This is a genomic window from Sphingomonas sp. NIC1 (assembly GCF_001638925.1).
In the GTDB taxonomy this organism is placed as follows: Bacteria; Pseudomonadota; Alphaproteobacteria; order Sphingomonadales; family Sphingomonadaceae; genus Sphingomonas; species Sphingomonas aquatilis.
Map to the genome: position 1 here is coordinate 64,165 of NZ_CP015523.1, position 26,323 is coordinate 90,487.

Here is a 26,323-nt window from a genome sequence, read left to right on the forward strand (position 1 = left end):
CTGACGTCCGATTTGGGCGTGCGTTGGCGCGCCCTGTCGATCATCGTCAGGAGTCCTATTTTCATGAATCGTATCCTCGCGGCCATGCTGGCCGCAGCGTCTTGCGCCACGATGGCGCAGGCGCAGGTCGGACCGTCCGCGCCTGTTGCGCAGGATGCGCCGGTCTACACGCTTGACCAAGCGGTCAGTGCAGCGGGCGGTTCGGCCCCTGCTGCGGAAGCGGCGACAGCTGGAATCGACGCGGCCCGTGCAGGTCGCACAGTCGCCGGCTTGCGGCCCAATCCGGTGGTTCAAGGCCAAGTCGAGAATGTCATCGGCTCCGGGCCGTATCGGGGGGTCCGCAGCGCGGAAACCACGGTCGGCTTTGCGATCCCGATCGAGCTAGGCGGCAAGCGCGGCGCCCGCGTCGCGGTCGCCAATGCGCAATTGTCCCGGGCCGAGATCCAGGCCGCGATCATCGCGGCGGATGTCCGGCTTCAGGTAACGCAGCTCTATGTCGAAGCGGTCGCGGCCGATCGCCGGGTAATGACAGCCCGCGATCAGGCCCGGATCGCCAGCGATGCGCTGCGGGCCGCGAGCGTTCGCGTGCAGGCAGGGCGGGCATCGCCACTCGAGCAACAGCGCGCGGATGTCGCGCGTATCAATGCCGACGCCAATGTGGAACGGCAGCTTCGCTTGGCCGAGGCGGCCCGCGCCAATCTGGCGCGTCGGATCGGACGGCCGATCGACGGCCTGCTCGATGACACGCTGCTCGATCGCCTTCCCGGTGTGAACGTCTATGGGCCGTTGGCACCGGTCAACACGACCGGCACACTCGCGCTGGCGGCAGCCAACGCGGATTTCTCCATTGCCGAAGCCGGCGTGCGGCTCGCGCGCGCCAATCGCGTGCCTGACCTGAACGTCGGGCCGTCGATCCGCCGCCTGGAAGCGACCAACGACATGGCGGCGGTGTTCAGCGTGTCGATCCCGATCCCGGTGTTCAACAATGGTCGCGCCGCGATTGCGCAGGCGACCGCGCAGCGGACCCAGGCGGATGCGCAGCGCCGCGTGACCGCGCTCGACATCGAACAGGCGATCACGGACGCGCAGGCGCAGGCGGCCAATGCCGCAACGACGGCTCGTGCGGCGTCGGGGCCGGCGCTGGCGGCTGCACAGGAGGCCGCCCGCATCGCGCGGATCGGCTATCGCGAGGGCAAGTTCGGCCAGCTCGAATTGCTCGATGCTGAACGCACGCTCGCCGAAACGCGGGTCGCCGCGATCGACGCGCTTGCCAATTACCAGAATGCCCGCGCGCAAGTGGAGCGACTGACCGCTCCTGCGCCCAATGGGGGGAATCAGTGATGAAGAGCTTTTATCTCGCGGGCGCGGCGTCGCTCGCCCTGCTCTTGGCTGCCTGCGGCGGCAAGGATGGCGGAAACGAGGCAACTGCCGAAGGCGCAGCTGCCAATGAGACGGCAGCGGGCACGGAAAAGGGCGGTGCTGAAGGCGGTCATGCCGGTGAAGGCGTTGTCACATTGGGTGCCGACCAGATCGCCACAGCGGGCGTCCAGGTCGGACGGCCGATCATCGGCGGGGCCGGGACGATCGAGCTGCCCGCGATCATCGAGGGCGACCCACAGGGAACGCAGGTCGTCTCGGCCGCAATTGCGGGACGCGTGGTCGCGCTCACCCGTAACCTCGGCCAATCGGTCGGACGCGGCCAGACCATTGCTGTCATCGAAAGCCGCGAGGCGGCGCAGATCAAGGGCGAGGTCGAGGCGGCGCGGGCGCGGCTTCAGCTCGCTAATTCGAACCTCGCGCGCGAACAGCGGCTGTTCGCGCAGAGAGTCTCCCCTGAACAGGATCTGATCGCCGCCCGCACAGCGGCGACGGAGGCGCGGATCGCCCTGACGCAGGCGCAGAGCATGGTTTCGGCGGCGGGTGTCGGCGGCGGCGGGCTCAACCGGCTCGGCATTGCCGCGCCGATCTCGGGCCAGATCATTGCGCGCCCCGTGACGCTGGGACAAACGGTCGCGGCGGATGCCGAACTCTATCGCATCGCCAACCTGAGCCAGGTGTCGATCGCGCTTAATCTCAAGCCCGAGGATGCGGGCCGGGTGCGTCCCGGCAATACGGTGCTGGTGAAGGCGGCAGGCCGTCAGGCGACCGCCCGCGTGACCTTCGTGTCGCCGGCGCTTGATCCGCAGACGCGGCTCGTGCCGGCGCTCGCCACGCTCGACAATCGCGGTGGCGAATGGCGGGTCGGCGAGCCTGTGACGGCAGCCGTGCAGCTCACGGGCAGCGGCGGGAGCGGGGCGGTCCGCGTGCCGACGACGGCGGTCCAGAGTTTCGAGGGCAAGTCGGTCGTGTTCGTGCGCACGCCCACCGGCTTCAAGGCGACCCCGGTCCAGCTCGGCGATGCGTCGGGCGACACGGTGATCGTCCGGTCGGGCCTGACCGGCAACGAACAGATCGCCACCACCGGAAGTTTCACGCTCAAGGCCGAGATCGGCAAGGGCGAAGCGAGCCACGAGGATTAAGCCATGATCGCCCGTATCGTAACCTGGGCGGTCGAGAAGCGCTGGCTAGTCCTGCTCCTCACCGTCATCGTCGCCGCCATCGGCGCCTTTTCCCTCTACCGGCTACCGATCGACGCGGTGCCGGACATCACCAACAATCAGGTCCAGATCAACGTCCGCGCGCCTGCCCTCTCGCCCGAGCTGGTCGAGAAGCAGGTGTCGTTTCCAATCGAAACCGCGCTCGCCGGCACCCCGGCCTGGAATATACGCGCTCGTTGAGCCGCAACGGCTTCGCGCAGATCACGGCGGTCTTTTCGGACGCGACGGACATCTATTTCGCCCGCCAGCAGGTGGGCGAGCGTCTGCGGGGCGTGCAAGAGAATCTGCCCGACGGCGTGAACCCTGAAATGGGTCCGATCGCGACAGGCCTGGGCGAGGTGTACATGTACACCGTTCGTCTCGATCATCGCGAGGACGACAAGCACAAGCCCGGTGAACCGGGCCAACAGCCCGATGGCAGCTACATCACGCCAGAGGGCGAGCGACTGACGACCGAAGAGGACAAGGCGACCTACCTGCGCACCGCGCAGGACTGGATCGTGACGCCGCTTCTGAAGACCACACCGGGCCTCGCCGGTGTCGACTCGATTGGCGGTTACGCCAAGCAGTTCCTCGTCGTGCCCGACGTGCAGAAGCTGGCCTCGCTCGGCATCACGCTGACGGACCTGGGAAATGCGCTGGAGCGCAATAACACCAGCGTCGGCGGTGGCTTCGTCAATCGCAATGGCGAAGGTCTGGCTGTTCGCTCGGATGCGCTCGTTCGCAATGCCAGCGAGTTGGCCAGGACCGTGATCGCGACACGTAACGGCGTGCCGATCACGGTCGAACAAGTTGCGACTGTGAAGACGGGTCAGGCGATCCGCATGGGTTCGGCATCGGAGAACGGTACCGAAGTCGTCGTCGGCACGGCGATCATGCGGATCGGCGAGAACAGCCGCATCGTGTCGACCGCGGTCGCTGAGAAACTGAAGACGATCAACGCTTCGCTGCCTCCTGACGTCGTAATTCAGCCGGTGCTGAACCGCACCGAGCTAGTCAATTCGACGATCAAGACGGTCGCGAAAAACCTGTCCGAAGGCGCGGTGCTGGTCATCGTCGTGCTCTTCCTGCTGCTCGGCAACTTCCGTGCGGCCCTGATCGCGGCGCTGGTCATCCCGATTACCATGATGCTGACCGGCTTCGGGATGCTGCGTGCCGGTGTCTCCGCCAATCTGATGAGCCTCGGCGCCTTGGACTTCGGTCTGATTGTCGATGGCGCTGTCATCATCGTCGAAAACGCGCTGCGCCGGCTTGCCGAGCAACAGCATCATGAAGGACGATTGCTCAGCGTCAAGGAACGGCTCGCGACCGTGGCTTCCGCTGCGCGTGAGATGATCCGTCCCTCGGTGTACGGGCAGGCGATCATCATCCTTGTCTATGTGCCGCTGCTCACGTTGACCGGCGTGGAGGGCAAGACGTTCGTGCCGATGGCGCTCACCGTCATCATCGCGCTCGCCTTCGCCTTCATCCTCTCTCTCACCTTCGTGCCGGCGATGATCGCGATCTGGCTATCGAAGAAGGTTGAGGAGAAGGACGGCCGCATTATCACGTGGCTGAAGAAGCGCTACGAACCTGGTCTTGATCGGGCGATGAAGCGTCCGACCGTGACGATCGGGGCGGGTGTCGCGAGCCTTGTGGTGGCGGCGCTGGCCTTCACCACGCTCGGCTCGGTGTTCCTGCCGCAGCTCGATGAAGGCGATTTGCTGATCCAGTCGCTCCGTATTCCGGCGACGTCGGTCCAGCAGAGCCAGGCGATGCAGGTGCCGATCGAGCGAATGATGTCGAAGCAGCCGGAGGTGCAGTTCGTCTATTCCAAGACGGGCACCGCCGAGCTGGCGGCCGACCCGATGCCGCCGAACGCAACCGACATGTTCGTTATCCTGAAGCCGCGCAAGGATTGGCCGAATCCTGAGCTTCCCAAGGAGGAGCTGGTGAGCCGGATCGAGGGTAAGCTCGCGAAGATCCCGGGCAATGCCTACGAGATCACCCAGCCCATCCAGATGCGCTTCAATGAGCTGATCGCCGGCGTGCGCGGTGACATCGCGGTGAAGGTGTTCGGGGACGACTTCAACCAGATGAACCGGACGGCCGAGCAAATCGCTGCGACGCTGCGTAAGACGCAGGGTGCCGCGGACGTGAAAGTCGAGCAAACGACAGGTCTTCCCATGCTCGACATCCGCGTCAATCGTGACGCGATGGCGCGCCTGGGCGTCACGGCGCAAGACGTGCAGGACACCGTGACTGCCACGATCGGCGGGCGGACCTCGGGCCAGATCTTCGAGGGCGATCGTCGCTTCCCGGTGGTGATCCGCCTGTCTGAGGCGCAGCGCGCCGACATCGGCCTGCTCCAGCAGGTGCAGGTGCCGGTCGCAGGCGGCGGCTATGTGCCGCTGTCCAGCGTCGCCGAGATCAAGGTGGTCGACGGTCCCAACCAGATCAGCCGCGAGAACGGCAAACGGCGCGTGGTGGTGCAAGCCAACGTGCGTGGCCGCGACGTCGGATCGGTGGTTGCGGATGCGCAGGCAGCGATCGCCAGCCAGGTTCGGCTGCCTGCCGGTACCTATCTCGAATGGGGCGGCCAATTCGAAAACCTGCAATCGGCAAGCGAGCGGCTGAAGCTGGTTATTCCGGCCTGCTTCATCCTGATCCTGTTGCTGCTCTATGGCGCATTGGGATCGGTCCGCGATGCCGCGATCGTCTTCACCGGCGTGCCCTTCGCGCTGGTGGGCGGTGTCCTGCTGCTCTTCTTGCGAGGCATGGACTTTTCGATTTCGGCGGCGGTGGGCTTCATCGCCCTGTCGGGCATCGCGGTCCTCAACGGCCTCGTGATGGTCAGCTCGATCCAGGATCTGATCCGGTCGGGGCTATCGCGCGAAGAGGCGGCCCATGTCGGCGCAATGCAGCGTCTGCGGCCTGTCGTCATGACCGCGCTTGTCGCCAGCCTCGGCTTCGTGCCGATGGCGCTTGGCGAGGGCGCGGGCGCGGAGGTGCAGAAGCCCTTGGCGACCGTCGTCATCGGCGGCCTGATCTCGGCGACGCTGCTGACGCTGTTCGTTCTGCCGACGCTCTATGCCCGGTTCGGGCAGAAAGTGATCGAGAATCCCGAGCACTACAATGAGGAGCATGAAGGGGACGACCACGGTCAGACCTTCGTGAACAACTTGGCCTGATGGGTGAGCGGGGCGGTCCGCGATCGCCCCGCTCATCTCTGGGAGATGGGGATATGCCTCGCACCATAACCAGCTCAATGCTTCACGGCGGGCCACTGCGGATCTGGTCGGCGATCACCGATCCGGATCATCGTCGGGCTTGGAGTCCGCTCGCATTCCTCGACAACCCGTGCCTGCTTGGCGAGACGGAATGTACCTTCGCGATCCAGGGCATCACCCGGCCAATTCGGACGCCGGCCCGGGTCGATCAATTCGATAAGCCGCACGCCTTCGCTTGGTCCTGCGGCATCCCTTATCTGTTCACGCTCGAAGAGCGGTACGAGCTGGCAGGGGACGACGGTGGCACCAGGCTAACACATAGCTGCACGCTGCGCGGGGCGCTCTCTCTGCCGTTCGCGGCGATGATGTTGCGCCGCCTGCGGTCCCTGATGATCGAGGCCGACGACCGCCTCGCAACCTATCTGCGCTGGCGGGTGGGTCAGCCTGCCCGTGAGATCAATCGTCAGCGCGTCCCCTCCCGCTACAGGAGGAAGGCGCGATGATGCCTGGGATCCGGGTACTACCCGCCCTCATCCTCGTTGCCGGGTTGGCAGCTTGCTCGGAAAGCAAGCCGCCGGCTCCCCCAACGGAGCAAGAAATCCATTCGTCCGACAGCGCTGTGGCGACTGGGGAAATGGGGCGACACCCCTATCGCTGTTCCGACCGGGAACCGCTGTTCGTCGATTTCAAGGACAACGGCCTGCAGATCGATTTGCGGCGTTCTGGCAGCGGGACGCCCGTGACACTGACCGCTCCAGCGCAGGGCCTCCAGTATGTCGGCGAGACGGCCACCGCGACCTTCAAAGGAACGCAGCTCACCATCGTGGAAGGCGATGGCCGGACCCGGACCTGCGAACGGGAGGGCGCCAGATGAACCGTCCTGTCTTCCGACACGTCGCGCTGCAACGGGAGAGAAGCGATGTCTGACACGTCGATCTCGAATGTGATGGTCATTCGCGCCGAAGTGATCGCGCGAAGCCGCGCTTTGCGCGAGGCACAGCCGACGGCACCGCCCGGCGTGACGCCCACCGCTCCGGCGTCGAACTTCGCCGACACCCTCAATGCCGTGGTCGCGAAGGTCAACGAGACCCAGGAGCAAGAGGATGTCGTCACGGAAGCATATGAGCGTGGCGAAACCACCGACATTGCAACCGTCGCGCTCATCCAGAGCCGCGCATCCATAACTTTCGAAGCGACCCTGCAAGTCCGGAACAAGCTGCTGTCCGCTTATCGGGACATCATGAACATGCCGATTGGATAACGATCGCAAAGGGATTTAGGGCAAAGTTGATATGATTGTTGGCGCGAGACCACGGTTTAGGCAGATCATTGTCGAGGTTTGGAAGCCGCTCACGATCTTGTTCGTGTGGGACGTAGCCGTGACGGCATTCCACATAATGACCCCGATTAAGGAACCGCCTTTGCCGACGGCGCTTTTCGGCACTGCCATCGCGCTCTTCATGGGGTTCCGCACCAACGCTGCTTATGCTCGCTGGTGGGAAGCGCGAACCCTTTGGGGCGCGCTCATCAATGCGTCGCGCAGCCTGGCCCGGATCACGCGCAGCCTGACCAAGGGGGAACCCGAGGGCAGTGAGATGCGGCACAACATCATTCTGCGGCAGATCGCCTTTGCGCACTCGATGCGCTGCCAGCTTCGCCGACAGTCGCCCTATGAAGAGATTGCTCGGGTCGCCGGAACGGACGTCGCCGATATGGCGGTCGGTCGCCTGAACCCTGCCAACGCGCTCTTGGAAGACATATCGGGCATCTACGCCGACGCGCTCGCGGAAGGTCGGACCACTGAGATCCAGCAGGCAACTGTCGAGCGCGTCCTGATCGACATCGCCAATGCCCAAGGCGGCATGGAGCGGATCAAGAACACGCCGCTGCCTAATGGCTTTAGGTTCTTCCCGAACCTTTTCACGCGCGTGTTCTGCGTGCTGCTCCCGATCGCGCTGGTCGAATCTCTGGGCCTTGCCACGCCGATCGGATCGACGCTGATCGGACTCGTCTTCCTCGCGGTGCTGAGCATCGGCGAGGATCTGACCGATCCGTTCGCCAATAGCGTCCACGATGTCCCACTCACGGCCATGTGCCGCACGATCGAGATCGACCTTCTTCAGACGGCGGGACTGCCAGCCCCTGAGCCGCTGACGCCCGATCACGGCGTGCTGTGGTGAGTGCGGTGCGCGCTTTGCGTTACCTGCCTTGCCTGACAGCCGCGCGCATCGGCGCCGTTCTGTTCGCGGGTATGGTCGCCGGAGCGTGCAATCCCGCGCCGAGCGAACCTGTCGAGCCGGCGCATGAAACGCATCTGACGCCCCGATTGATCGCGCAACGCATCATGTATTGCGACGACGGATCGCGCGCCGATGTCGACTTCATCGACGACGGCCTGAAGATGGCTGTCACCTGGCTGCCCAACGGCAGGACCGAGATCCTGCACGCGCAACGAACGGGCGATGAGTTTCGCGGCGACCGGTCGCGGGCAGTCGTGGCGGGTGGGTCGATCGCCTTCACGCAGGGCGGGAAGATCCGCGTCTGTCACCGAACCCCGGAGGGATCATAGCATATGCAAGCATTGCTCTACACGCTTGCGCCTGTGCTGGCGGTCGTGCTCGGCGCGATCATTGCGAGCCGCACCAAGTTGAATCCTGGCCTCGTGGCGGGCCTACAGCATCTCGCCGCCGGCGTCGTGTTTGCGGCGGCAGCGACCGAAATCCTGCCGCAGGTCAAGCATGAGGCTTCGCCCAGCGCGACGCTGATCGGTGGGGCGGCGGGTGTCGCGACGATGTTGGGGCTCAAGGCTTTCGAGGCCCGCTTCAAGGGACCGATGGCGTTGCTGGCGGCGATCGGCATCGACATTCTGGTTGATGGCCTGGTGCTCGGCCTCGCGTTCGTCGCGGGCGAGAAGGCAGGGTTCCTGCTGACGATCGCGCTTACGCTCGAAGTGCTCTTCCTGGGTCTGACGCTGACCGACGAGCTGGCGGAAACCTATCGCTCGCGCCTGCGCATCATCGTGATCGTTTCGGCATTGGCGTTGCTGCTGCCGATCGGCGCGCTCGCGGCCGTTCCTGTCGCCACGCTTTCGCCGGTAATGGTCGCTGGCTTCCTGAGCTTTGGTCTGATGGCGCTGCTCTATCTCGTCACGGAGGAGTTGCTGGTCGAGGCGCACGAGAAGCCTGACACCCCGCTCATCAGCTCGATGTTCTTCGTGGGGTTCCTCGCCCTGCTGACGCTTGAGGAGATCATGGGATGATCCCGAACAATGACAATAATGGCGGGCGAGAGCGTCGTACGCTCTGGATTGTCCTGCTGCTGAATGCGGCAATCGCGGCTGGCTTCTTTATTTCCGGCTTCTTCGCGGATTCGAGCGCGCTGATCGCCAACGGCGTCGACAACCTGTCGGATACCGCCGTGTACGCGCTGAGCCTCGTGGCGCTCACCCGGGGCGAGACATGGAAGACGCGAGCGGCGACGGCCTCCGGCGTCATGCTGCTGATCTTCGCGGGCGGCATCCTGATCGACGTTGGCCGGCGCTACCTTCAGGGCAGCGAGCCGATCGGACCGACCATGATGGTCATGTCGGCGATCGCTGGCGTCGTGAACTACCTGTGCCTGCGGCTGCTCCAGCGGCTCAAGGATCCGGACGTCAACCTTCGGGCCGCCACCACCTTCAGCTTCAATGACTTCATTTCCAATGGCGGCATCCTGATCGCCGGCGTGCTGGTGCTGTGGCTGGGCACCAACTGGCCGGACCTGCTGGTCGGCTTCGCCACTGCCATCATCGCCATCAAGGGCGGTGTCGAAATCCTGCGCGACGCGCGCGCCGAAACCAAGAAAAGGGAAAGGAGGTCGTCATGAACGACAAGCTCGAACTCGATATTCCGGTCCTGCTGCCCGACCTTCCTGACGCGGCCGACGCTTGTCTGGACCGTCTCGTGTCGACCCTGTCGAAACGCGAAGGCGTCGAGCGGGCCCATGTGATCTGCGTCGACGGCGACACGCCGGCGGCGCTGTGCATCCATTTTGACGCCGCCAAACTGCCGCTGCCCGCTTGCGCGAAATGGTGCGCGCCGCTGGTGCCGAAATCACCGAACGCTACGGTCATGCGATCTGGCAGGTGACGGGTATCAATCACGCGCGCCGGGCGCGGACCGTCAGCGATGCGCTGTGCGCCTTGCCCGGCGTCGTCCAGGCAAGCGCCAGCACCAGCGGCTCGGTTCGGGTCGAGTATGATCGCCGGGAGACCACCGAAGAGGAGGTCCGCGCCGCACTTCGCAAGCTGAAGGTCGGTGTAGGCAAGCGGGTCGCGGCTGACGACCATGCTGGCCATGACCACGGGCCGGGTGGCCACGGCGCGGACGAGGAGAAGCACGGTCCTGGCGATGGCCACGACCATAGCCATGCCGAGTTTCTTGGCCCCAACACCGAGCTGATCTTCGCGCTCGCCTGCGGCGCACTGCTGGGGATCGGCTATGCGATCGAGAGGCTGGTTGCCGGCGTACCGGAGTGGCTGCCCACCGCCTGCTATGTCGCGGCCTATTTCTTCGGCGGATTCTTCACGCTGCGCGAGGCGATCGACAACCTTCGGATGAAGAAGTTCGAGATCGACACGCTGATGTTGGTCGCTGCCGCCGGCGCCGCGGCGCTGGGCGCATGGGCCGAAGGCGCGCTGCTGCTGTTCCTGTTCAGCCTTGGCCATGCGCTTGAGCATTACGCGATGGGCCGCGCCAAGAAGGCGATCGAGGCGCTGGCGAAGCTCGCGCCCGAAACCGCGACCGTGCGACGCGACGGGCAGACCAGCGAAATCCCGGTCGAGCAGATGGTCGTCGGGGACATTGCCATCGTCCGCCCGAACGAGCGCCTGCCTGCTGACGGCTTCGTCATCAAAGGCACCAGCGCGATCAACCAGGCCCCGGTGACGGGTGAAAGCATCCCGGTCGACAAGGTGCCGGTCGCCGATGCCGCAGCGGCGCGGGCAAAGCCTGATGCAGTGGACGCGGAAAGCCGGGTTTTTGCCGGTACAATCAACGGCGGCGGCGCGATCGAGATCGAGGTGACACGCCGTTCCAATGAAAGCGCGCTTGCTAAGGTCGTGAAGATGGTGAGCGAAGCGGAGACGCAGAAGTCGCCGACGCAGCGCTTCACCGATCGGTTTGAGCGGATCTTCGTACCTGCTGTCCTGATCCTGTCGGTGCTCCTGCTATTCGCATGGGTGGTCGTCGACGAGCCGTTCCGCGACAGCTTCTATCGCGCGATGGCGGTGTTGGTGGCGGCAAGCCCGTGCGCGCTCGCAATCGCAACGCCGAGTGCCGTCCTGTCGGGCGTTGCCCGTGCAGCGCGGGGCGGCGTGCTCGTGAAGGGCGGTGCACCACTCGAAAACCTCGGGTCGCTCAAAGCGATCGCTTTCGACAAGACGGGCACGCTGACCGAAGGTCGTCCGCGCATCACTGATGTCGTGCCCGTCGATGGTGCCGATGAAGGCGAGCTGCTGGCGCTGGCCGTCGCCGTCGAAGCGTTGAGCGACCATCCTCTGGCCCAAGCGATCGTCAAGGACGGCCGCGAACGTTTGAACGATCGTGCCGAGCCGATTGCCGGCGACCTCAAAAGCCTGACCGGTCGGGGCGTCACCGCGAGCGTGGATGGCAAGACGGTGTGGATCGGCAAGGCCGAGATGTTCGGGAAGGAAGGTATTCCGGCGCTGGGGCAGGGGGCGCAGGACGCGATCGCGAAGCTGCGCGAGAACGGCCGCACGACGATGGTCGTCCGCAAGGGAGATCGCGACCTGGGTGCGATCGGCCTGATGGATACACCCGCGAAGCTGCCAAGACCGCGCTGCGCCGGCTGCACGAGATGGGCGTGTCGCGGATGATAATGATCTCGGGCGATCACCAGAAAGTCGCCGAAGCGATCGCCAACGAAGTCGGGATCGATGAAGCGTGGGGCGACCTCATGCCTGAAGACAAGGTTGCCGCGATCAAGAAACTCGCCGGCGAAGATAAGGTCGCGATGGTGGGCGACGGCGTGAACGACGCGCCAGCGATGGCAAGCGCCACAGTCGGCATCGCGATGGGCGCGGCGGGGTCGGATGTTGCATTAGAGACAGCCGACGTTGCCCTGATGGCTGACGATCTGGCGCACCTGCCATTCGCGGTGGGCCTTAGTCGGCATACCCGTGGAATCATCCGGCAGAATGTCTTTGTCAGCTTGGGTGTCGTCGCCTTCCTAGTGCCTGCCACCATCCTCGGTCTCGGGATTGGGCCGGCGGTAGCGGTTCATGAGGGATCGACACTGCTCGTCGTCATCAATGCGCTCAGGCTGCTCGCCTACCGCGATCCGGCGACTAACGCTGCTTGAGGGCGCGCATCTAACATGGCGACCCTGCTGAATTGCCTATTGCAAATTGCATTCAGCTCTGGAGTAATCACAATGCAAAAGATTTCTCTATTTGCATTACTTATTATCTTCACCATCAATGTAGCATGCTCGCCTTCTATATTAACTGAGCGCATAAATACCAGCAAATATCCCAACATGGTCATTTCATCAGAAATACATGCGAAGGGAAATGGCATTAAGCTTATTGGTGACGTTCGTCACTCTATCGGACACTATCCGACTCACGGATATATGAGAGCTTGCGCCACGTGGTCCTCCGGAAATCGCGAATGCAAAGAGCGTTTTATATTGATGGTTGATGGTCCCCGTCGACGGGAAATCGGATTCTCGTTCACGTTCAACAAGTCGCCTTATGAATTGGTGAGTATGAAATTAGACTTTATTGGACCCGAAAAATCTCGGTCCAAATGAAGTCTATTGATCTGCTGACGGGCTCGGGGACGAACGAATCTAATCGAACGATATGAGGGCTGAAGCGGAGAGAGGCCTGAAGGAAAGGGAGTGTAGAATCGTGACTGAGAGAAAAGGACCGCCCTTGAAGGCGACGTTCCGGAACGCTGCCGGATCTCTCGGTCAATCCGGACGGCGCAACAGCAATCAACGTGACCAGAAGAGGGGTGGACAGACATGTTTCAGAGCTCTTGGGGGGAGATAACCACTCATATCGTCAGCCTCGCCGTGGCCTATGCGCTCGCTTTTCCTGTTGGCTGGGATCGCGAGAAGGACGCCCGCAGCGCAGGCATCCGCACATTCCCGTTGGTTGCCATCGCCAGTTGCGGCTTCGTGCTGGTGGGCATCGCGATCCTCGGCCGCACGTCTCCAGCGCAAGCCAGGTTGCTCGAAGGTCTGATTACGGGCGTCGGCTTCATTGGAGGCGGCGCGATCCTGAAAAAGGGCGGCAAGGCGTCAGGCACGGCGACGGCGGCCAGTCTGTGGGCGACTGGGGCGCTCGGCGCGGCCGTGGGCTACGGCCTATACGACATCGCCTTCATCCTGAGCGCCACCACCTTCCTCACCCTGCGCTGTTCTCGTCCGCTCAAGCGCGCCACCAATGGCAACGTCGGCACCTCGGCGAGCCCATGACGACCTCTTGGGCGAGCCGATGGATGTGGCCTGCGCGACCCCTTACCCGGCGCCGGGCACCGGCGAGGACCACCGCGGCGCGGGACCGCCAACATCGCTTGCTGCGCTGGGCGACACTGCTGGAGCGCGATCCCCACCAGATCATCGGTCTGCTGTCCCCTCTTGGGCGTGCGGTGACGCGCGCGGCGCGATGGTCGATCGGCTGAGCGCGATCGATGTCGCATGGAACGACGTGGTGCTGCGGGTGATGGGGTCGGCGGGACGACCGCGCGGTGACGCGAAATCGTTCTTCGGGTTGTCGGATGCCGAGCTGGATCGGATCGTAGCCGGTTCGTGGCGGTGTCCGGTCCGACCCGCTTGGCAGGTCGCCGCGCGGATCAGCAACGTGGAATGTCCGCGCCTGGAAAATAGGATCGTCGGGTCGGTCGTCGCCCTTCTGCTCGTGATTTGCGCGATCTCCTATTGGATCTTCTGACGAGGCTGGTTTGTGTTTGACATCATAACATCGATCCTCGCGTCACTCGGCGGCTTTGGCGTTTTCCTGTTGATGCTGGCCGAGAACGTCTTTCCGCCGATCCCGTCGGAAGTGATCCTGCCACTTGCCGGCTACACCGCTGCGCAGGGGCGCGGCTCACTGTGGGTGGTCGCGATCGCTGGCACCCTCGGCTCGGCTGCAGGGGCGGTGCTGTGGTACTATGTCGGCCGTTGGATCGGCATCGATCGATTGAAGCGCTTTGCTGCCCGTCACGGCCGATGGCTGACGTTGACGCCCGTTGAGGTCGATCATGTCGACCGCTGGTTCGACCGCTACGGTCGTCGGGCGGTTCTGTTCGGGCGCATGGTTCCGGGGGTCAGGACCCTGATTTCAGTACCCGCAGGGGTCAGCGGGATGCCCCTCGGCCCGTTCTTGGTTTCGACGCTCGCCGGCTCGGCCATATGGACCGTTATCCTCGTGCTGGCGGGCTATGAGTTGGGCGAGCGCTATAGCCAGGTGGCGAGCGTCATCGAACCGATCAGCAACGCCGTGCTCGCGCTGGCTGCCATCTGGTATCTTTGGCGGGTCGCGATGTTCGGGCGATCAAGGGATGGCCATTAATGGCTGGCCTACGGCCGATGTTTCCTGCCGGCCTTTGGCTCATGGCAGCTTCGATGCTTATCCGCATCACACGTTTCGCTCGTGCCTTTCGCCTGATCTCCCCAACTAACGCGATCGTTCTTATCAGGTGGGTTGGAAGGCTTCACCGCAGCGGATTTCAATCATGGCGTCGCAACGGAGGAAAGTGGCGTTGGGCCGGGATATGGAGAGGATCAACATAATGGGAAACAGTAAGTAGCGGGTGCTCATCACCGCTGAACCCTTCTCGCCCTTGCGGACGCAGCCGCCCGTCGCAAGCGCCTGCACGAGGGTCGGCCAGTGCGGCGAGGGTGCCGCTGACGGAGTTTTGCGAGTTCACGTCTGACAAGCACGACTTGGGCGACGGCAAACGGCCGCTGACGACCCAACACGTTCGTAGACTCGATCCACCCAAGGCGATAATTACGATCCTCGATCCCGAGGACATCAATACGTGGCTGCACGGTACCTATGACGAGATCGTCGCCCTGCAGAAGCCCTATGACCCCGCCAGGATGACGGTACGCGGGCCGGTCTTTCCGACCCGACGCCCCGAACGCTAAGGCGAAGCCTAACGGCTCCGATCCTTGCCACGATCCGGGGGCGGCGTGCTCCGGTCGGGCGGCGGGGCGGACGCCCCTTCGAGCGCGGCCCCGATCTTGATCCGGTCGGCGACAAGCTGGCGAGTGGATTCCCCGACCGTGTTGACCATGCGCGCGCTTTCGCCGCGCTCGCGCGCCTTCTGCATGGCGTCGTCGACGATCGTCTGGGCGGGCGCGAGACGTGGGTCGGCGTGGTTCTTCTCGGCCGTGTTCTTCAGGAACAGCTCGGCGAGCCGCTCCTGACCTGGTGAAGCCCCAGGCGGTAGGATCGGCCGCTCCAGCGAGCGAACCACGCGCTGGAGCTGCGCTGGCTGCTGCGAATTGATCTGGACGCCGAGAGCCGCGCCGATCTCGCGGACGCGCTCAAGCGGGGTCTGCTGCGGGGTGATGACCGCATCGACCTGACGCACGCCAAGATAGGTGAGAAGGTGTGACTGGTAGATCGGGCCTTTGGCGTGGCGGACATAGGCCAGCTCGGTGCGGGCGTTGGCGATGACCGGGGAGGAGGCGCCTTCTCGAATGAGGCTGCGTAGCCGGTCGGCCGCCTGCTGGCGGGCGCCGGGAGATAGCGATCCAGTTCCTCGCGGGCCTTGGTCAGCGTCACCCGGTAGCGCTGCCCTTCGGGCGGCGCACGTTGAGGCAGCAAGGCTATCCCGGCGGGACCGATCCGCGCTTCGGGCGCAAGGTCGCGACGGATCGCCGCCTCGGCGAGCACCGCGGCCATAGGCCGATGATCGCCGGTGAGGAAGCCATGCCGGGACGCGTCCATCCACGCGGTCTTGTCGATCGAGGCGATCCTGATGGGATGGCCGGCATCGCGGGCGAGCTGCGCCGCGTGGTGGCGCATCGTCCGCCCGTTTCCCTCGCGGAAAGGGTGGATGGCATTGATCTCGTTGATGTGGTTGCCGAGCCGGTCGAAAAACTCGTCGCGGGCGAGGCCCTTCAGCGCATCGCCCGCCCGCGTATCGGCAAACCGCTTATCGAGCTCGCGCGCGATGTAAGGCACGTGCGCGAAACTGGAGCCGCCCTTGGCGATATTGACGGTGCGATCCTGACCCGCCCAGTCGTAAAGGTCCTGGAAGAGGTGCCGATGTAGGGCGCGATAGCCGTCCGCCGTCGCTGGAAAGGTGAGGCGCGCGGCTTCTGCGCCGCGCGCCAAGGTCAACCTCCGCTCGGCCTCCATGAGGGTCTTGTCGTCCGTGATCCCAAGCCGGTTCCGGAGCGTGTCCGTACCGGGGTAGGTGTAGGGATCGTCTGCCAAGGTCAGGCCGCGATCTGGTGGGTTCCTGGCTTGTAGAGGCCGAGGATGATGGACGGCATGAGCGAAGGGGGAACACCCTCATCGAGCATCATGGCGAACATGGCATCTTCGTCACCGGTCGGCGTCATGTCCTCGATGACGAGGTTGGCGCGCGCCTCTGCTACGTCCTCGCGCCACAACGCGATCTGCTCGGGGGTGCCGCGTTGGAAGTCCATGGAGCGGATGCGCTCGCGCAGCGTGTCGAGATTGATCTGGGCCATCGCGTCATCCTTTCGCCGTTAACCCTACGCGCTCCCTCGCGATTTCTCAACAAATCACGTTGGCGAAGGTCCGTTTCGGCAGGGTTGATCCGCGCTCAATCGAGCGCGGATCGCTACGCCATAGGCGTTAGTATTCGCTGGCCAGCATGATCGTCAGCACCCGTTTAGTCTGCTCGGAATTCCACGGAGCGTCACTGCCGTAGGTGAGGCTCGTGTCGTAATAGTCGATCTTCCAGAACACCGTCTGCACGATCGCCTTTGCATCGTCGGGCGGTCCTGCGTCCACGCGCCGCTTGCGAGTTTATAGACCGCGCCGAAATCGTGCTCACCATAAGGGTCGTTGTCGCCGTCAAACTTCGTGAACCGGGTGATCGCGAACAGCGCGGCGAAACGGTCCAGCTCGGAGAGTGCCTGGAACCCCATCGTAACGTTGGCGAGGCTCGCGAGGCCGGGGTGGGTACGCGCCGCGTCGTTGAGGCGCCGGATGGTGTCGATTTGCTCGGGGGTCGGCATCGGGTGATCCTCCTTGTTGGCATGGGCCGCAAGGCCGCTCGGCCTCACGGCCCTGCCTGTCCGGCGAGGACGGGATGGGGAGGGGGAGCGAGAATCTTGGGAAGCTGGCGCGGGCGAGCCGCCCTAGCGCGGCCGGGGCTTCACCCCGGGTGCCGCGCTTGGCGGATTACACGGGCGGCAAGATTGTCGTTCGGGAACGAAAGGGCGGCGCCCTTGGCGTTCCCCGCGGCGTCTGCCGCCAACAAACGAGCCCGCCTCGGCGGCCATCATGGTGCCGGTCGCCAATCCGGGATCGCGCGGGTATTCACACGATCTGATTTGGGAGAACACCATGAACAATGCCGAACTCGCCGAAACGCTGGTTGCCAATCACGCCTTGAGCAAAGCCGACGCCCGTAAGGCGGTGGATGGCCTGCTGGCGGCGATCGTCGCGGCCGCGGCGAAGGGGGAGGAAGTATCCTTGTCCGGCTTCGGCAAGTTCAAGATCAAGGATAGCCCGGCGCGCGAGGGCCGCAATCCCTCGAACGGCGAGACCATCCAGATTGCCGCCTCGAAGAAGCTGACGTTCGTGCCGGCCAAGGCGGTCAAGGACGCGCTGAACGGCTGAGCCGTATGTGGCTGCGTGATCTGCGCAGCCACCTTCGCCAGCATACATTTTCTGCTTTCGTTCCGCCCGGTCCTGACTCATAGAATCGTCATGCCGATCATGCCGGAACATCGCTGGCTCTACCCGATCGACTGGCCCGAACTGTCGAAGCTGATCCGGTTTGGCCGAGCTGGAGGGCGGTGCGAGCATTGCCGGCGGCCGCATGGGGCACGTGTCTTCCACCTCGGCGATGGCCGCTGGTGGGATGCCGATCGCCGGCAGTGGCGCGATGGGCGAGGGCGTCGCATCCGTGTGGCAGGCGCAAATGTCGCCGAAGCGGTTAGGCTGACGCGGGTCTATATCGCCTGCGCACACCTCAACCACGACCCGACCGATAATGGGCCGCGCAATCTCGCTGCGCTCTGCCAGCGCTGCCACATGATCCACGATGGGGCCGAACATCGTCGGCGCCGCTGGTACAATGCGTATCGACGTCGCGCGCTGGGAGATCTGCTGGCGATGCTCGACGACCGGGCAGCGTTGCCGATCACAGGTGTACCACGTGGCACACCTGTGCGTCTCACCGCCTGAGTGCGAAGTCACGAGAAGTCACTTTCGGAGCAACAGCCTAGCCTTCCTCCACATATCCGCTATGCTGGATATATGGAAAGCGAGTCGGCGATTGTGGCATTGGGGGCCTTGGCGCAGGGCACGCGCCTGGACGTGTTTCGTCTGCTGGTCCGGCACGAGCCTGCCGGCTTGGCGGCGGGGGAGATCGCCCGACAGCTCGATGTGCCGCAGAACACGATGTCGGCGCATCTGGGTATCCTGGCCCGTGCCGGCCTCGTCCGCTCCGAACGGCACAGCCGCTCGATCATCTACCGCGCCGACCTCGGCGGGCTGCGCGCGCTGACGCTGTTCCTGGTCAAGGATTGCTGTGCCGGCAACGCCGAATTGTGCGTCCCGCTCGTCGCCGAACTCGCCCCCTGCTGCTGAAAGGAAGCCCCATGAGCCGGACTGACTCGGCCGTCGATATCGTCATCTACCACAATCCTGAGTGCGGCACGTCGCGCAACGCGCTTGCCATGATCCGCAATGCCGGCATCGAACCGCACGTGGTCGAATATCTGAAGACCCCGCCCTCGCGCGCGATGCTGGTCGAGCTGATCGAGCGGGCGGGCATCTCGCCGCGCGACCTCTTGCGGGAGAAGGGCACACCCTATGCGGAGCTGGGGCTCGGCGACACTTCGCTGTCCGACGAGGCGCTGGTGGACGCGATGATGGCGCACCCGATCCTCATCAACCGCCCGCTGGTCGTCTCGCCCCTGGGCGTGAAGCTCTGCCGCCCGTCCGAAGCCGTCCTCGATCTGCTGCCGAGCAGGCAGCTCGGCGCCTTCGCCAAGGAGGACGGCGAACAGGTGGTGGACGCGTTCGGCGAGCGGGTTGGCTGAGCCCATGTCGACGATCGCCCCCGTCGCCGGACCTGCGCCGGCGCGCCCCGGCATCGGCACCTTCGAGCGATACCTGACGCTCTGGGTGGCGCTCTGCATCGTTGCCGGCATCGGCCTGGGGCACCTTTTGCCCGGCCTGTTCGCGCGCATCGCCTCGGCCGAGGTCGCGCGCGTCAATCTCATCGTCGCGGTACTGATCTGGCTGATGATCGTGCCGATGCTGCTCAAGATCGACTTCGGCGCGCTCGGGTCGATCCGCCAGCATTGGAAGGGGGTGGGCGTCACGCTGTTCATCAACTGGGCGGTGAAGCCCTTCTCGATGGCAGCACTGGGCACATTGTTCATCGGTTGGCTGTTCGCGCCGCTCCTGCCCGCAGGGGAGGGGCCGTCCTACATCGCCGGCCTGATCCTGCTCGCTGCGGCACCGTGCACCGCCATGGTGTTCGTATGGTCGAACCTGTGCGAGGGCGAGCCGACCTATACGCTGTCCCAGGTCGCGCTGAACGACGTCATCATGGTGTTTCTGTTTGCGCCGCTCGTCGGGCTGCTGCTCGGCGTTGCCTCGGTGACGGTGCCGTGGGACACGCTACTGATCTCGGTGCTGCTCTACATCGTCGTGCCGGTCATCGCCGCCCAGCTCGTTCGCCGGGCCGTGCTGGCAAACGGCGGACAGTCAGCGCTCGACCGGCTGCTCGGTCGCCTCGGCCCGGTATCGCTCGTTTCGCTGCTGGCGACGCTCGTCCTGCTGTTCGGCTTTCAGGGTGAGGCGATCGTGGCGCAGCCGCTGGTGATCGCGCTGCTCGCGGTGCCGATCCTCATCCAGGTCTATTTCAATGCAGGGCTAGCCTACTGGCTGTCGCGCCGCTTCGGCGTTGCATGGTGCGTGGCGGCGCCTGCGGCGCTGATCGGCGCGTCCAACTTCTTCGAATTGGCCGTCGCGGCCGCCATCTCGCTGTTCGGGCTCACGTCGGGCGCGGCGCTGGCGACGGTCGTGGGCGTGCTGGTCGAGGTGCCGGTGATGCTGTCGGTCGTCTCGATCGTGAAGGCGTCGCGGGGCTGGTACGAGCGCGGTGCGCGCGCGTGACCGGCCTCCGCGTCACGTGTCTCGCGCCGGGCGCGCTGGATGATCTGGCCGGCGCGCTGGCAGCCGCCAAGCTGCCGACCGCCGACCTCGCCGAACCCGGCCGCGCCTTCGTCCGCTTCGACGACGACGCTGGGTTGGTCGGGTTCGGCGGGATCGAGGGCGAAGGGTCGGACCGCCTGCTCCGCTCGCTGGTTGTCGTGGCCGATCACCGGGGCGCCGGCATCGGCCGCGCGATGCTGGCGCTGCTCGAGGGCGAGGCGCGCCGGCTCGGCGTCGAGCGGCTCCGCCTTCTGACCAACACCGCAGCGCCGTTCTTTCGGGTGAACGGCTATGCCGGGGCCGATCGCGCTGCGGCACCGCCCACGGTTGCCGCCTCGCGCGAGTTCACCGCGCTCTGCCCGGCGTCGGCCACCTATCTCGTGAAAGCTCTTTGATGCCGCTCCGTACGCTTGCCGATCCCGACCTCCTGCCGGCACTCGATCCAGCCTACATCCGCGCGCGGCCCGCGTCGGGGCTCGGACCGCTGGAGCCGGCCCCCGGATATACTTCTGCTTTACGGCAGCTTGCGCGAGCGCTCCTTCTCGCGGCTCGCCACGGAGGAAGCGGCGCGCCTGCTGCAATCCTTCGGCGCGGAAACGCGGATCTTCGATCCCTCGACGCTGCCGCTCCCGACCAGGTGGCAGGCGACGATCATCCGGCCGTTCACGAGCTGCGCGAACTGGCGATGTGGTCGGAGGGCCAGGTCTGGTGCAGCCCGGAGCGGCACGGCCAGATCACCGGCATCATGAAGGCGCAGATCGATCACCTTCCGCTCGAGATGAAGGGCATGCGTCCGACCCAGGGCCGCACGCTCGCGGTCATGCAGGTGTCGGGCGGATCGCAATCCTTCAACGCGGTCAATACGCTGCGCCTGCTCGGCCGCTGGATGCGCATGTTCACGATCCCGAACCAGTCCTCGGTAGCAATGGCGTACAAGGAGTTCGACGAGGCCGGACGCATGAAGCCGTCAAGCTATTATGACCGCATCGTCGACGTGATGGAGGAGCTGGTCCGCTTCATCGTGCTGCTCCGGCCGCACACGACGCAGCTCGTCGACCGCTATTCGGAGCGCAAGCAAGCCGGGGTGGCGGTCAATCCGGCTTTGGACCCATCGGCGATCGCGATCGGCGCATCGAGCGCCCGGGCATGATGGCGACGCGGCCCGCTTTCCCCTCGAAGGTAGGGCGGCCGTCAGCCGCCCGTTGCCGCGCGCGGGCCGAAGAAGATGATCGCTGCTCCGACAAGGCAGACTGCCGCGCCGATTAGATCCCAGCGATCGGGCTTGGTACCCTCCGCGATCCAGAGCCACAACACGGCCGACAGGATGTAGACGCCCCATACGCCGCATAGGATCGGCCAGCCTGATCGGACGCCGGTAAGGTGAGCAGATAGGCGAATAGACAAAGGGACAGGATGCCGGGCGCGACCCACCAGGGCGACTTGCCGAGCCTGAGCCACGCCCAGAACGCGAAACAGCCGGCGATCTCCGCCAAGGCGGCGCCGAAGAATGCAAAAGCGGTCATGGGGGCTTATATCTCAGCACGCTGCGCTCACCGGAAGTTGAGAAGTTGTCCACGGCGCTGCCCGACCTCGTGTTAGGCGGCGCTACGCGGGCTGAAAGGGGAACGGGCGCGCCGGCCCTACAAAGGCCGAGTCATCGCGCCGGGGCGACTCTTCCCCTCAAGGTTGACGCTGGTGGCATGCCGACCACGGCAGTGGCGCTATGGACGCTGACAGCGCATCGGAGCAGGCAGAGTGTGCCACGTGGCACACCTTTGCTGGCCCTGGTGGCCTGATCCGACGAGCGACGCGGCCCAGCCTCGTCATGGACGGTCAATCGTGGTAAAAGGCGGTCATCGCCGACCAAGGCCCGAGCATGTCGGCGGCTGAGAGCAACTGGAAAGCTCCCGCTTCAAGACGGAGCTCTTCCCATGCTCGATTTCGACTATTGCGGGCGCCGCGCGCGCGACGAGCGTGCGATCGCCCTCGCCAGCCCCTGCGCGAAGGCGCGCGCGATCCATTTCGAACTTGCGACGCTCTACGATCGAAGGGCGCAGCAGCCACTCCGCAGTCTTCGCATCCTGGTCGTCGAGGACGAATATCTGATCGCGAGCGAGATCGAGGAAACCCTGGCCGGGAAAGGGGCCGAAATCGTCGGCCCTGCCGGTTGCGTGGAGACGGCCGACGAACTTCTCTCCGCCACGGCGGTGCAGGCGGCGGTCGTCGACCTTCGTCTCGGCGGCGAGATGGCGTTCGATCTGCTCGACCGTCTCGCCGATCGCCGTGTGCCTGCCGTGTTGGTCACCGGCTACGACAGGGAAGCGATCCCTCCGGCCTATCGGGCGCTCCAGCTTATCCAGAAGCCCATTTGCGCGGATGCCCTCACTGAAGCATTAGTGGCTCCTGCCGGCTTGAGGTTCGACAACCTCGATCTTCGTGCTTTCGATGACTTACATTCGGCGCGCGACCTGAACGGTGCAGCTTTTGTTAACAAGAAGGCCGCCCCTTGATGCGTTCAGCATCAGAGGGGACGGCCATGTTAGCGTCCTTATATCTCGTCACGTGAAGACTTGAAAGCCGGCCGTGAACCAATCTGGCTTTCAATCGACCACCTGCCTACTCCGCCTTGGTCGCGATCAGTCCAGCTCCGCTGCCTGCCGCGCTATGGGCTTGAGGAGATCGATACGTTGATCGAGGCGCAGTCGGCCCTTCAGGGCACCGAGACCTCGAACGATCACAGTCCTTCCTGTCCTCGAGTCTTGCACGGGAGCAGGGTTGGGAGCCTGAGTCATCGAACGAGCCTACCACAGTGCCGAGCAATGCTTTTTTCATTGAGCACCTCAGGGCCCCCAACACAACTGCGCTGACGGTTGGCGCGGCCCGGCCGCGACCGGTCAACAAAAGCACGAAGTCGCGAGCGGTTTGGAGCGTCGCCTAGTATGAGAAAGGCAGCGGCACGCTGCAAGGTTCGTGCTTTCATTGACCGCAGCCAAGCTGGTAACGATCTCGCGTCCGGCGTCGCTCGGCGGCCGGTCGCCAAGGCTACAGCGGGGCGAGCTTATCTCCTCTTTTAGAGCTCGAGAATGATGGATGGCATTACGGACGGGAACGCCTTCGTCGAGCATCAGCGCAAAGAGATCATCGTCGTCCGAAGTCGGCGTCATCCCCTCGATGACGAGATTTGCACGGCTATCAGATATATCAGCACGCCAGAGCGAGACTTGCCGAGGGGTGCCGCGGTCGAACGCCATCACGCGGATCCGCTGACGAAGCCCTTCGATGTTGATCGGGGCCGGATGCCTCTCGTTCATTGAATGTACAGTTTCCACCAAGCCCGCGGCTCCAGATTCGCTATCCCGCTTAGGGCGTTAAGGGCGCCGCTGCGTTTGATCTACATATCGAATCGAGATCGCTGGTCCCGGCTAAGTGGCGCCCATCCTGAGCTCAGATGCCGACGAGAGCACGGCTGCAGGCTTGCGGCCCCAGGCCATTCAAAAAACACTGCGAACCCAGAAACAGCCTTTGACCAAGGGCGCCTAGTTTAACATAATAAATGTTATCGGACTGCGAGCGTAACGGCTCAGGGGCGCCTCAAGCTGCCCCAATCGCGGCCGGCGCTTCGATCAGCCATCGCCCGACGACCCGCTCGAAATCGACATACGGGATCCGATCTGGGTGAAACTCTAGCACGGCCGCCAGATCGGGCAAGTCGGCCAGAAACGCCTTATAGACGCGCTGCACGCGGTCGGCGCTCGGCAGCTCGCGACGCGACACGTTGGCGAGCCAATCACGCGCCTCGCGAAGTGCTCGAGTCGGGTCGCCCCCATGCTCGTGGATGTCCATGCCAGCCAGATCGGAGATGAAACGCTAGTAGCGGAACTGCTCCACGTCGAGGATCAGGATACGCTTGACCTTCTGATGTTGGCCACCGTAGCGCTTGGCCCAAGGAACAGCCCGAGTTCGAGCGGCATGTTGAAGCGCGGCAGGTTGTTGACCGCGTCCAGCTCGGTGGGTGACAGGTCATGAATGCCGTAGCGGCACTGCTCGATCAGAGCGAAGATCTTGTCAATCCGAGTCTGGCCACCGTCATCCAGTTCGCGCGCCGAGCGCGGGCGAAAGCCGCAGACGAGAATGGCGAAGATCAGTGCGCGGAACGTCGGCGCGAACGCATCGTCGAAGGGGCAATTGATGAAGACGTCATCCGTCGACGTCTGAACGACCGGCAAACTACTTCTTCTTGGCCAGAACGCTCTTCACTGCCGCGGCGATACGCTGGTCGGAGACGGTCGCCTTCATGGTTGCCACCGGCGCCAGAACGTAACGGCCCGTCGCTGCGCTGCGCCCGAGCACGCCTGGCTTGCTCCCCTTGGTGGTAATCGTATCGGACCGGGTCGCCATGACAGTAATATGCGCCTCCCCGTCTCGCCGCGCAAGCGGCGTCCATGGCACCGGCCCGACTAGCGCGATCGTTCCCGTCGCGAGGTCGAAGCTGATTGCATCGGCAAAGGGTCGGAGCACCTCGCTTGGACTTGCTTAGGTGATCGGCAGGCTGACTTCGCCGACGGTCAGACCGCTCGTCACCAAGGTCAAGCACCGCCCTGTTTCTCGGATCGCGCACGACTCCCCCGCTGATCCCGTCCAGCGCCACCGAGCTGATCCGTAACAGCCTGATCTCGCCGCGCTGGATGGCTGAGATCACAGCGCTTCTTAAATCATAAGCAGGAGCCGCCGAGAGCGTACACTCGAGCGGCTTCTGGACTGGCAAGCAATTCCTGCCGGCGGGTCTCGCGACAGTAAGCCTAGCTCACGGGCAAGCTCAAGAGCGTCAAATTGCCATGCGACCCTGATCCAGCAGACTGAGGGTTGTCATGACCAGCGCAGATTTAGCTCTACGCCTTGCCTAGTGCGCGCATCGTATCGGGCAATAACGTGTACACCGCCTCGCGCCGGGCGCCTCGATTGTGGTGATCTACTCGCCAGCCCTCATAGTGGCGCCGGACCAGCCCTGCCCGGACCAGCTCGGACACCGCCCGGCTGACATTACACCGGCCGGAGCGGCGCACCCGCTCCAGCACCACTTGCTCCACTAGTCGTGACGCTGCGTCAGGGTCTCCTGGCAGCTGCTCCTGCCCTGCCAGTTCCACCCTCACCTGCTCGGCCAGCGCTGCCCGCTTATGATCGCGGGCTGCCATGGGAGCGAGGGAGTCGCACAACCAGTCGCGCAGCCGAACGGCCTGCCCCTGCCGGAGGACGTAGGGTCCTGCCTTGCCCCCTGCCCTGCCGCGCGCGCGATCAGGTTCAAGACCATGAAGGCGTAGCGCGGCCGGGTCGACACCTGCGCGATAACATCGATGATCGACGGCAGACCCTCGGCTAAGGGCGTCTGGGACGAAATCCTCGGCGGGGCCACCGGGGATGCGGAGAACAAGTCACCTTGAATCATGGGAACAGGAGAAGCACGAAACGGGAATCGTGTGAATCCCTTCCGGTTCGGCCGGCGGCGTTTCTGTCGGCTGCGACACTTTGCCGCTGGGCAAAGTGTCACGATTGGCATTTCCAAACTATCTACTTGTGGGCGTCCACACTCCTGATCGGCCTACACGCAATCAGTACCCGTTTTCGCTCGACCGGAAGCCATTCGGCTGCGCGCGGTCCGCCGTTCTGTCGTGGAGCGGCAGCCCGAACTCTACGCCAAGCGCTAACTGTCGTCGGCCCTCTCGCCGGTGTCCGCGGCGTCCGGTTCCAACCGCCTCCACGACCATCCCGCTACCGCGAGCGCTCTGTCGATCCAAGTGGCAACGTGCCCTGGCTCGCCGCTGCAATACCAGGTGAGATAGTCTCCCTCCTCGCGCACCCAGGACACCACCTCGCCGGCCCGCCTGAAGCCGTAGGAGACGTCCATGCCATCTGGACCGGACCAACGAATGTTGGCGAGCGCACACCAGAGGTCGACAGCGCACGCGCCATCCGCTCTCACCCGTTCGCCGAGAACACGGTCGAGGATGATCTCGAATGCCTTGTAGGGTCGGTAGACACGGCTGCTGGGCTGACCCTGGAAGTCGTTGCGGCTGAAGAACGGGAAGGTTGCCTCCGTCGAGTTGATCCGCATCATCGCGGTCACG

30 protein-coding genes and 6 pseudogenes are annotated in these 26,323 nt (G+C 64.4%); 24 read left to right on the top strand and 12 right to left on the bottom strand.

The genetic code is table 11. The features are described from left to right. The first annotated feature begins 63 nt into the window (after window positions 1-63). The 15 genes and pseudogenes from A7E77_RS16590 to A7E77_RS16655 all read left to right on the top strand — a co-directional run bounded on the left by A7E77_RS16590 (window position 64) and on the right by A7E77_RS16655 (window position 14,387). The gene (locus tag A7E77_RS16590; RefSeq protein WP_017980803.1) at window positions 64-1,341 is read left to right on the top strand and encodes a TolC family protein; all 1,278 of its coding nucleotides are present in this window, start codon (window positions 64-66) and stop codon (window positions 1,339-1,341) included. Continuing rightward, window positions 1,341-2,519, top strand: a complete 1,179-nt coding sequence (locus A7E77_RS16595; protein WP_004212877.1) for an efflux RND transporter periplasmic adaptor subunit — start codon at window positions 1,341-1,343, stop codon at window positions 2,517-2,519. The genes A7E77_RS16590 and A7E77_RS16595 overlap by 1 nt, the downstream gene beginning before the upstream one ends. 3 nt (window positions 2,520-2,522) lie before the next feature. After that, window positions 2,523-5,767: pseudogene (locus tag A7E77_RS16600) on the top strand (efflux RND transporter permease subunit). A gap of 53 nt (window positions 5,768-5,820) precedes the next feature. Then, window positions 5,821-6,309 (top strand): polyketide cyclase, encoded by a 489-nt coding sequence (locus tag A7E77_RS16605; RefSeq protein WP_017980805.1) that lies wholly within the window; start codon window positions 5,821-5,823, stop codon window positions 6,307-6,309. After that, window positions 6,306-6,680, top strand: coding sequence for a hypothetical protein (locus tag A7E77_RS16610; RefSeq protein ID WP_024310663.1), 375 nt, complete (start codon window positions 6,306-6,308; stop codon window positions 6,678-6,680). Before A7E77_RS16605 ends, A7E77_RS16610 begins: the two co-directional genes overlap by 4 nt. 45 nt (window positions 6,681-6,725) lie before the next feature. Continuing rightward, the gene (fliE, locus tag A7E77_RS16615; protein WP_017980807.1) at window positions 6,726-7,067 is read left to right on the top strand and encodes a flagellar hook-basal body complex protein FliE; all 342 of its coding nucleotides are present in this window, start codon (window positions 6,726-6,728) and stop codon (window positions 7,065-7,067) included. Window positions 7,068-7,098: 31 nt separating this feature from the next. Then, a complete protein-coding gene (locus tag A7E77_RS16620; RefSeq protein WP_024310664.1) occupies window positions 7,099-7,986 on the top strand; it encodes a bestrophin family protein in 888 nt (295 codons plus the stop codon). Further along, window positions 7,983-8,375, top strand: a complete 393-nt coding sequence (locus tag A7E77_RS18360; protein ID WP_020486675.1) for a hypothetical protein — start codon at window positions 7,983-7,985, stop codon at window positions 8,373-8,375. Before A7E77_RS16620 ends, A7E77_RS18360 begins: the two co-directional genes overlap by 4 nt. 3 nt (window positions 8,376-8,378) lie before the next feature. Further along, a complete protein-coding gene (locus tag A7E77_RS16630) occupies window positions 8,379-9,065 on the top strand; it encodes a ZIP family metal transporter (RefSeq protein ID WP_017980810.1) in 687 nt (228 codons plus the stop codon). Beyond that, window positions 9,062-9,670 (top strand): cation transporter, encoded by a 609-nt coding sequence (locus tag A7E77_RS16635; RefSeq protein WP_017980811.1) that lies wholly within the window; start codon window positions 9,062-9,064, stop codon window positions 9,668-9,670. The genes A7E77_RS16630 and A7E77_RS16635 overlap by 4 nt, the downstream gene beginning before the upstream one ends. Further along, window positions 9,667-12,166, top strand: a pseudogene (locus A7E77_RS16640) (heavy metal translocating P-type ATPase). The gene A7E77_RS16635 and the pseudogene A7E77_RS16640 overlap by 4 nt, the downstream one beginning before the upstream one ends. A 15-nt stretch (window positions 12,167-12,181) precedes the next feature. Beyond that, window positions 12,182-12,619, top strand: a complete 438-nt coding sequence (locus tag A7E77_RS18130; RefSeq protein ID WP_147276299.1) for a hypothetical protein — start codon at window positions 12,182-12,184, stop codon at window positions 12,617-12,619. Window positions 12,620-12,835: 216 nt separating this feature from the next. After that, complete coding sequence (locus tag A7E77_RS16645; RefSeq protein ID WP_017980813.1) at window positions 12,836-13,291, top strand: MgtC/SapB family protein; 456 nt, start codon at window positions 12,836-12,838, stop codon at window positions 13,289-13,291. Window positions 13,292-13,298: 7 nt separating this feature from the next. Beyond that, window positions 13,299-13,766 (top strand): hypothetical protein, encoded by a 468-nt coding sequence (locus tag A7E77_RS16650; protein WP_226341942.1) that lies wholly within the window; start codon window positions 13,299-13,301, stop codon window positions 13,764-13,766. Between the two features lie 12 nt (window positions 13,767-13,778). After that, entirely contained in the window at window positions 13,779-14,387 is a 609-nt protein-coding gene (locus tag A7E77_RS16655) for a DedA family protein (RefSeq protein ID WP_017980815.1), read from the top strand. 123 nt (window positions 14,388-14,510) lie between these two features. Here A7E77_RS16655 and A7E77_RS18575 read toward each other — a convergent pair whose 3' ends face one another. Next, entirely contained in the window at window positions 14,511-14,693 is a 183-nt protein-coding gene (locus A7E77_RS18575; RefSeq protein WP_026151876.1) for a hypothetical protein, read from the bottom strand. A 23-nt stretch (window positions 14,694-14,716) separates the two neighbouring features. Here A7E77_RS18575 and A7E77_RS16665 point away from each other — a divergent pair, with 23 nt between their 5' ends. Beyond that, window positions 14,717-14,968 (top strand): hypothetical protein, encoded by a 252-nt coding sequence (locus A7E77_RS16665; RefSeq protein WP_063690272.1) that lies wholly within the window; start codon window positions 14,717-14,719, stop codon window positions 14,966-14,968. Between the two features lie 8 nt (window positions 14,969-14,976). Here A7E77_RS16665 and A7E77_RS18365 read toward each other — a convergent pair whose 3' ends face one another. From A7E77_RS18365 to A7E77_RS18580, 5 genes and pseudogenes are all read right to left on the bottom strand, one after another. After that, window positions 14,977-15,417: a hypothetical protein gene (locus tag A7E77_RS18365; protein ID WP_226341947.1), complete on the bottom strand. Its 441-nt coding sequence runs from the start codon at window positions 15,415-15,417 to the stop codon at window positions 14,977-14,979. Window positions 15,418-15,893: 476 nt separating this feature from the next. After that, window positions 15,894-16,190: pseudogene (locus A7E77_RS18370) on the bottom strand (cell filamentation protein); the annotation flags it as partial. Between the two features lie 80 nt (window positions 16,191-16,270). Further along, entirely contained in the window at window positions 16,271-16,528 is a 258-nt protein-coding gene (locus A7E77_RS16675) for a hypothetical protein (RefSeq protein WP_017980819.1), read from the bottom strand. 127 nt (window positions 16,529-16,655) lie between these two features. Further along, on the bottom strand, window positions 16,656-16,814 hold the full coding sequence (locus A7E77_RS18520; protein ID WP_017980820.1) for a DUF3768 domain-containing protein: 159 nt from the start codon (window positions 16,812-16,814) through the stop codon (window positions 16,656-16,658). Window positions 16,815-16,891: 77 nt separating this feature from the next. Continuing rightward, window positions 16,892-17,041, bottom strand: a pseudogene (locus tag A7E77_RS18580) (hypothetical protein); the annotation flags it as partial. A gap of 331 nt (window positions 17,042-17,372) precedes the next feature. Here A7E77_RS18580 and A7E77_RS16685 point away from each other — a divergent pair. The 7 genes and pseudogenes from A7E77_RS16685 (at window position 17,373) to arsH (ending at window position 21,351) form a co-directional block, all read left to right on the top strand. After that, complete coding sequence (locus A7E77_RS16685) at window positions 17,373-17,648, top strand: HU family DNA-binding protein (protein ID WP_024310666.1); 276 nt, start codon at window positions 17,373-17,375, stop codon at window positions 17,646-17,648. 90 nt (window positions 17,649-17,738) lie between these two features. Beyond that, window positions 17,739-18,218, top strand: coding sequence for a hypothetical protein (locus A7E77_RS17525; RefSeq protein WP_078462361.1), 480 nt, complete (start codon window positions 17,739-17,741; stop codon window positions 18,216-18,218). A gap of 72 nt (window positions 18,219-18,290) precedes the next feature. Further along, on the top strand, window positions 18,291-18,623 hold the full coding sequence (locus A7E77_RS16690) for an ArsR/SmtB family transcription factor (RefSeq protein WP_017980823.1): 333 nt from the start codon (window positions 18,291-18,293) through the stop codon (window positions 18,621-18,623). 11 nt (window positions 18,624-18,634) lie between these two features. Next, window positions 18,635-19,078, top strand: a complete 444-nt coding sequence (arsC, locus tag A7E77_RS16695; RefSeq protein WP_017980824.1) for an arsenate reductase (glutaredoxin) — start codon at window positions 18,635-18,637, stop codon at window positions 19,076-19,078. 4 nt (window positions 19,079-19,082) lie between these two features. Then, window positions 19,083-20,162, top strand: a complete 1,080-nt coding sequence (arsB, locus tag A7E77_RS16700) for an ACR3 family arsenite efflux transporter (RefSeq protein ID WP_017980825.1) — start codon at window positions 19,083-19,085, stop codon at window positions 20,160-20,162. Then, the gene (arsN2, locus tag A7E77_RS16705) at window positions 20,159-20,596 is read left to right on the top strand and encodes an arsenic resistance N-acetyltransferase ArsN2 (RefSeq protein WP_017980826.1); all 438 of its coding nucleotides are present in this window, start codon (window positions 20,159-20,161) and stop codon (window positions 20,594-20,596) included. Before arsB ends, arsN2 begins: the two co-directional genes overlap by 4 nt. Window positions 20,597-20,725: 129 nt before the next feature. Next, window positions 20,726-21,351, top strand: a pseudogene (arsH, locus tag A7E77_RS16710) (arsenical resistance protein ArsH). Between the two features lie 41 nt (window positions 21,352-21,392). Here arsH and A7E77_RS16715 read toward each other — a convergent pair. Next, a pseudogene (locus A7E77_RS16715) lies at window positions 21,393-21,724 on the bottom strand (YnfA family protein). A gap of 408 nt (window positions 21,725-22,132) precedes the next feature. Between A7E77_RS16715 and A7E77_RS16720 the strand changes: the two are divergent. Further along, entirely contained in the window at window positions 22,133-22,711 is a 579-nt protein-coding gene (locus A7E77_RS16720; protein WP_017980829.1) for a response regulator, read from the top strand. 384 nt (window positions 22,712-23,095) lie between these two features. On the opposite strand, the gene A7E77_RS18375 is transcribed toward A7E77_RS16720, so the two are convergent. The 5 genes from A7E77_RS18375 to A7E77_RS16745 all read right to left on the bottom strand — a co-directional run bounded on the left by A7E77_RS18375 (window position 23,096) and on the right by A7E77_RS16745 (window position 26,322). Then, the gene (locus A7E77_RS18375) at window positions 23,096-23,512 is read right to left on the bottom strand and encodes a hypothetical protein (protein ID WP_226341943.1); all 417 of its coding nucleotides are present in this window, start codon (window positions 23,510-23,512) and stop codon (window positions 23,096-23,098) included. A 280-nt stretch (window positions 23,513-23,792) separates the two neighbouring features. Further along, entirely contained in the window at window positions 23,793-24,044 is a 252-nt protein-coding gene (locus A7E77_RS18380) for a hypothetical protein (protein ID WP_226341944.1), read from the bottom strand. Between the two features lie 53 nt (window positions 24,045-24,097). Continuing rightward, window positions 24,098-24,427, bottom strand: coding sequence for a hypothetical protein (locus A7E77_RS18385; RefSeq protein ID WP_226341945.1), 330 nt, complete (start codon window positions 24,425-24,427; stop codon window positions 24,098-24,100). A 1-nt stretch (window position 24,428) separates the two neighbouring features. After that, window positions 24,429-24,719 (bottom strand): hypothetical protein, encoded by a 291-nt coding sequence (locus A7E77_RS16735; RefSeq protein WP_063690275.1) that lies wholly within the window; start codon window positions 24,717-24,719, stop codon window positions 24,429-24,431. Between the two features lie 1,180 nt (window positions 24,720-25,899). Next, window positions 25,900-26,322, bottom strand: coding sequence for a hypothetical protein (locus A7E77_RS16745; RefSeq protein WP_020486653.1), 423 nt, complete (start codon window positions 26,320-26,322; stop codon window positions 25,900-25,902). Window position 26,323: the final 1 nt, after the last annotated feature.

Excerpts from the sequence above, each read along its gene's own strand:
- A7E77_RS16590 (WP_017980803.1), top strand. The coding sequence starts at position 64 with ATGAATCGTATCCTCGCGGCCATGCTGGCCGCAGCGTCTTGCGCCACG.
- A7E77_RS16595 (WP_004212877.1), top strand. The coding sequence starts at position 1,341 with ATGAAGAGCTTTTATCTCGCGGGCGCGGCGTCGCTCGCCCTGCTCTTG.
- A7E77_RS16605 (WP_017980805.1), top strand. The coding sequence starts at position 5,821 with ATGCCTCGCACCATAACCAGCTCAATGCTTCACGGCGGGCCACTGCGG.
- A7E77_RS16610 (WP_024310663.1), top strand. The coding sequence starts at position 6,306 with ATGATGCCTGGGATCCGGGTACTACCCGCCCTCATCCTCGTTGCCGGG.
- fliE (WP_017980807.1), top strand. The coding sequence starts at position 6,726 with ATGTCTGACACGTCGATCTCGAATGTGATGGTCATTCGCGCCGAAGTG.
- A7E77_RS16620 (WP_024310664.1), top strand. The coding sequence starts at position 7,099 with ATGATTGTTGGCGCGAGACCACGGTTTAGGCAGATCATTGTCGAGGTT.
- A7E77_RS16630 (WP_017980810.1), top strand. The coding sequence starts at position 8,379 with ATGCAAGCATTGCTCTACACGCTTGCGCCTGTGCTGGCGGTCGTGCTC.
- A7E77_RS16635 (WP_017980811.1), top strand. The coding sequence starts at position 9,062 with ATGATCCCGAACAATGACAATAATGGCGGGCGAGAGCGTCGTACGCTC.
- A7E77_RS18130 (WP_147276299.1), top strand. The coding sequence starts at position 12,182 with ATGGCGACCCTGCTGAATTGCCTATTGCAAATTGCATTCAGCTCTGGA.
- A7E77_RS16645 (WP_017980813.1), top strand. The coding sequence starts at position 12,836 with ATGTTTCAGAGCTCTTGGGGGGAGATAACCACTCATATCGTCAGCCTC.
- A7E77_RS16675 (WP_017980819.1), bottom strand. The coding sequence starts at position 16,528 with ATGGCCCAGATCAATCTCGACACGCTGCGCGAGCGCATCCGCTCCATG.
- A7E77_RS16685 (WP_024310666.1), top strand. The coding sequence starts at position 17,373 with ATGAACAATGCCGAACTCGCCGAAACGCTGGTTGCCAATCACGCCTTG.
- A7E77_RS17525 (WP_078462361.1), top strand. The coding sequence starts at position 17,739 with ATGCCGATCATGCCGGAACATCGCTGGCTCTACCCGATCGACTGGCCC.
- A7E77_RS16690 (WP_017980823.1), top strand. The coding sequence starts at position 18,291 with ATGGAAAGCGAGTCGGCGATTGTGGCATTGGGGGCCTTGGCGCAGGGC.
- arsC (WP_017980824.1), top strand. The coding sequence starts at position 18,635 with ATGAGCCGGACTGACTCGGCCGTCGATATCGTCATCTACCACAATCCT.
- arsB (WP_017980825.1), top strand. The coding sequence starts at position 19,083 with ATGTCGACGATCGCCCCCGTCGCCGGACCTGCGCCGGCGCGCCCCGGC.
- A7E77_RS16720 (WP_017980829.1), top strand. The coding sequence starts at position 22,133 with ATGCTCGATTTCGACTATTGCGGGCGCCGCGCGCGCGACGAGCGTGCG.
- A7E77_RS18375 (WP_226341943.1), bottom strand. The coding sequence starts at position 23,512 with ATGAACGAGAGGCATCCGGCCCCGATCAACATCGAAGGGCTTCGTCAG.
- A7E77_RS18380 (WP_226341944.1), bottom strand. The coding sequence starts at position 24,044 with ATGGACATCCACGAGCATGGGGGCGACCCGACTCGAGCACTTCGCGAG.